Below are 5237 nucleotides of genomic sequence, written 5' to 3'. Positions count from 1 at the left end.
CCGTGCATCGGCCGAGAATCTCAAGCTCCTGCAGTGTAAATGGAAGGGACAGAACCGACTGCTTCTGCCGCGCTGACGATCCGTTGTCCGTTAAATAACTCTGCATTAACATAACCTCATGCAGTTGAAGGGAATCCATCTGCCAATCCCCTTGCTCCGCAGCGGCAAGTGAATCTGGCACAGACAACTGAACCAGCAATTGTCCCGCTTCGGATAACGAACGACTATATTCAGATTTTGGGGACTTTACACTCATGCTTCCACAATCAGCCTCTAGCTGCTGCAGGTTTAAACAGACCGTATTCACCTTCAAATCCAGCTCAGCTATGCCCTCGCAGTAAACAACGCAATCTTTTCCATTCCTGCTGAAAATGTTGAATGAAATCGTTCCATCCTCCTCCGGTGTTAGGGAAATTTCCACAGTGACAGAATCGAATTCCACTGAAATCGGCTGATGTAAAATCAAGCGGTGCAGCCTGATCTGCGGCTCTTCCTCTTTTAATTCTCCAAGGGAATAGTTTACGGCCGCAGCCACCATTTCAAAATATGCGCCATGCGGGAAGAAACGCTTTCCACTTCCCGTCTCGTCATCCAAAAGATAATATTCCCTACCGGTAAAGGTTGAAGAAAAACGCTGCTCTGAAAAATCGGAGCAATTCAGCTGCAGCAACGGGTGCACGTAAGAAGGCGCTTCAAATATATGTGTGTCTAGAGCTGACCCCGGCCCGCTTTTCGGCAGCCAACAACGCTCCTTTGCAAAGGGATAGGCGGGCAGACTAATCCGTCTTGGCTTGATATCGAAATATAACCGATTCCAATCCACTTCCAACCCCTTAACCCATAAATTCAAAATATTTCGGTATTTTCGTTTATTCAACCAAGCCGTGACGGCCTGCTTTAGATCGTCATCCGCAGCAAACAGTTCCACTTCCTCTTTATCCCGTTTTATTCGCCCTTGTATCAGGTTCTCAATCTCCTCTTTACCGTCAAGAAATTGCTGAAGCTTCTCTTCAAGTTCCCCCGCTGAACCGACGATAAAGGCAATCCGTTCTTCCATGGCTTCTCTTCCGACCTGGAGCGTGTAGGCCATGTCCGCCAAACTTAGATCTTCCTGTCGTTTTCTCCGGATAGCATCAAGCAGATTGCTTGCCTGCTCTTGAAGGCGCTCCCTGTTTTTTGCCGATAGGAGAACGACATACTGCTGCTGGAATGCGCCTCCCTCATTGGCCGTTTCCGGCTCCTCAGCAACATATTCCGACAGAATAATATGCGCATTCGCGCCGCCCGCCCCAAAGGATGATATCCCGGCAATCCGTGGAAACACCGTTGTTTCACCATGCATTTCAATGATTGGACGTTTCCACTCCGTAAGATCCTGCTGTACAACGAAGGGTGTACGGCTGAAATCGATATTGGAATTCAGTACCTTGGAATGCAGAGAAGGAACCAATTTGCGGTATTTGATCTGAAGCAGCACTTTCGTCAATCCCGCAATGCCCGAGGCGCTTTCGCAATGCCCGATGTTGGACTTGGCTGAACCGAGGGCGCAAAACTGCCTGTCACGCGTATAGGTTTCAAAAGTTTTGGTCAAGCCGGCCAGTTCAATCGGATCGCCAAGCGAAGTGCCGGTGCCATGCGCTTCAATATAGCTTATCGCCCTGGGATTTATACCCGATCTTTCCAAAACTCGGCCGATTACTCCAGCTTGGGCATGTAGATTAGGAACGTAATAACCGTTGGTTTTCCCCCCATGGTTGATAGCGCTGCCCTTGATCACCGCATAGATTTGATCTCCATCCGCAATCGCCTTGGATAGCGGCTTAAGCAGTACAGCACCCACTCCCTCGCCCGGAACGTAGCCGTCTCCGCCTTCCCCAAAGCTTTCGCACCGTCCTTTGCTTGATGCAAAGTTTCCTTGCCCAAGCAGCAGATACTTATTAGGGTGAAGGGAAAGATTAACGCCTCCGGCAATGGCCGTTTCGCAGTCCCCCCGCTGGATGCTTTGACAAGCAAAATGGATCGCAGTTAATGAAGAAGAGCACATGGTGTCCACAGCGATGCTGGGTCCATTGAAATTGCAAAAGTAGGAAACACGGTTTGCGATGGAAGAAGGATTGCCGCTCAGCGCTACCGGCCGGCCCTGCGCCGTTTCCTCCACTCCGTAGAGCTGGTATTCTTCGTACATCACCCCTACAAAAACACCAACACTCCCCCCCGAACCCTCTCTCTGTCCAAGAGTGAATCTGGTGTACCCTGCGTCTTCGAGCGTCTCATAAACACATTGTAAAAATAAACGCTCCTGCGGGTCCATTCTTTCCGCTTCCCATGGCGAAATATTGAAAAAGAGAGGGTCAAAGCAATCTATGTCATCAAGAAAACCGCCCCACTTGCTATTTGTCTTTCCGGCTTTGCCCTTATTCCGATCGTAGTAGAATTCCGCATCCCAGCGATCGCGCGGAATCTCAGTGATACAGTCCTTGCCGTCACGCAGAACTTCCCAATATTGATCCAAGTTCTGTGCTCCCGGATAACGGCCGGCAACCCCGATAATCGCAATTTCTTCCTCCGCTGCCTTTATCTCCGACTCATAGCCGCGTGTTCGATCAAACCTCCGGCCGCTTTTACGAACAACCTTCGAAGATTCCGCATGTTGCGGAACATGCCTGAATGCCGGGAAAGCTGCTTCCATCTCAGGCACGGTACCCAGAAGCTTATTGATTTCATCGGGGTACAATTCAAGAAAATAGCCCGTCAGTTCACGGATATTCCGGTACTCAAACCAAAGGGTTTTGGGCAATGTGCCAAACACCTTCTCCAATTCACCAGTCAGTTGCATAACCATGATGGAGTCAATTCCGTATTTCTCCATCGGCGCGTCCGCTTCGATGCGGTTGGCCGGCAGCTTGATGACCGAAGAAAGCAATTTCTTGAAAAATGATACTGCTTTTTCGGAAATCGTTTCGCCAGAATATACGAGAAATTCCGTTCGCTGAGCTTCTGCGTCAACAGCCTTTTGGGGATTCAAGCTTATATCGCCCAGAAAAATCTGACGAAGCCGGTCCAGCTCCCCTTCCATTACCATCAACCGGCTCTCTCCGGAAGCGATCGCCATATACAGGCTTCGAATACCGGTCGAGGTCTCCATCGCGAGCATGCCAGTCCGTTCCGTAAGGGCCTGCTGGGTAGCTGAATCAACGTTCATCCCGCCCTCCTTCCAAATCGGCCAGTTCACAGAAACCGTACGGCCGTGTCTTTCTTTTGAAGCGACTCGTTGGTTGCGCTGCTCGGCGAAAACATCCATAAACGCGTTGGCTGCAGAATAGTCTGCCTGACCCGGATTTCCCAAACTGCCGGCGATTGATGAACAGAGTACAAAGAAATCGAGATCCATGTGCCGGGTAGTATGGTCTAAGTACACCGCCCCTGCTACCTTCGGCGCCATAACAAGCCGCAGTTCTTCAGCAGTCTTTTTGAGGATATAGTTATCCTTGATGAAGCCCGCGCAATGAATGATACCGTGCAGTCCACCGTACTCCGTTTGAATGTTTTGCACAAGACGCTCTACTGCCCGTTCGTCTGTTACATCGACCTGCTTATACACAACTGTAGCTCCCAAGCCCCGCATTTCTTGCAGGATATGCTCTTGTTCGAGACTCGGCGCAGACCTCCCCGCCAGAATGAGACGTGCTCCCGGAGCTCGCTCGGCGGCATCCCTGGCGAACTGAAGCCCCAACCCTCCGGCTCCCCCCGTTATCAGATACACGCCGCTGTCTTTCCATGGAGAGACCGGTTCATGCAAAGGCGGTTCCACTCTGCTCCATCCTTGTACACAACGCACCCCATCTATGTAACGCACATGCTGTTCATACGGCTGCAGCTTGCACTCTTCCAATTTGCGGGTGATCGCCTCTAGGTCCTCTTCTGGATTCACTTCGATAACTTGTCCGATAAAATTGGGATTTTCCAACCCGGCCGTTTTCAGCATTCCGGATAGTCCAGAGAACAGCCAATAGTCGTTTTGTCCGCTCACGATAATCTGAAAGAGCGTTTTTTGCTTCGATCTTCTTCCAAGAACGTGACGAATTTCGTCAAAAACCCGAGAAGCGCCCGTTTGGAAGCTTTCAACCGCTGCCCCTGCATCCATTTCCAGGTTAATACAGCGGACTCCTCCCAAAAGGCTTTCACTCCGCCCCCAGTTCTCGCCTATGGGCACACACAGCACAACCAACCGCTCATCCACAGAGAAGACGGTGGAGCCCTCTGTTAGTGTCCCCCTCTTCCAGTCCGGCTTTAGGATCAGACTTCCACGGGTAGGTGCGGGGGTTACTGTCCCAAGTTCGGCGTTATCCAACACGCGGGGCGAGTAACCTTTCAAACGAACACAGACCCGTCCCTGCTCGTCACACAAATCGATATCGAGCTTTTGTACACGGTCATTTTCACCGCAGCCCTCGCTATAACGGATGTATGCCCACATTTCACTCCTACATGCCCCGTATATTTCAAACTCCTTTAAGGCAAAAGGCAGCGCCGGCTTGCAAATATCGGACCCAGGGGTGAAAATCGTCTCCCCCACGCGGTTCTTCTGCATACCGACGGCGGCCTGTAAAGCTGCATCCAATAAACCCGGATTCAGAATGTACCGGTTTGCGTCAGAGGCTGCGGAACTGGAAATGAATAATTTTGCTAAAACCTGATTCTTACATACAAACAACTGCTTGATTCCTTGATGTCCCGGTCCGTAATCAAGGCCCATCTGAGCGAGAATCCGATAGCACTCTTTGGAGTCCAATATGTACTGTCCGCACTGATTCTGCAAATAGGTTATATCCAAACGAGGTGTATGGTCATACCGGACGAAAGCCGCCATACCCCTGGCATGGACGATTCTTCCCGCATCATCATCCTCTGTTTCACTGTAAATTTCATAGCTGATTTCCTCGTCGTTTTCCGGACAAAGACTGATCATCACATTAATCGGACCGCTGTCCACAATAAGGGGCCGCATCCAGGCTACATCCGTCAATCTGATCTCTCTTGATTGATTCCTCTTCGAGGAGCGTTCGACGGCGGCTCTCGCCATCTCCAGATACGCCACCGCTGGAAGGATCCGCTGTCCGTTCACCACATGATCGGCCAGGAAAAACTCCTCTCCCGTAAAGGTTGAGCGGAAACGCTGCTCCGTAAAATCGGAGATATTCTCATGCACCAGCGGATGGACTACGGTTGGGACCCCT

1 protein-coding gene is annotated in these 5237 nt (G+C 50.8%); it reads right to left on the bottom strand.

The genetic code is table 11. The features are described from left to right. On the bottom strand, positions 1-5237 hold a 5237-nt coding region (locus L692_RS0119520; RefSeq protein ID WP_025701737.1), incomplete at both ends, for an SDR family NAD(P)-dependent oxidoreductase.

The sequence above is a fragment of the Paenibacillus forsythiae T98 genome, assembly GCF_000520735.1.
In the GTDB taxonomy this organism is placed as follows: Bacteria; Bacillota; Bacilli; order Paenibacillales; family Paenibacillaceae; genus Paenibacillus_AQ; species Paenibacillus_AQ forsythiae.
The sequence above is the reverse complement of the archived record's forward strand: the minus strand, read 5'-3'. Positions and strand labels throughout refer to the sequence as shown.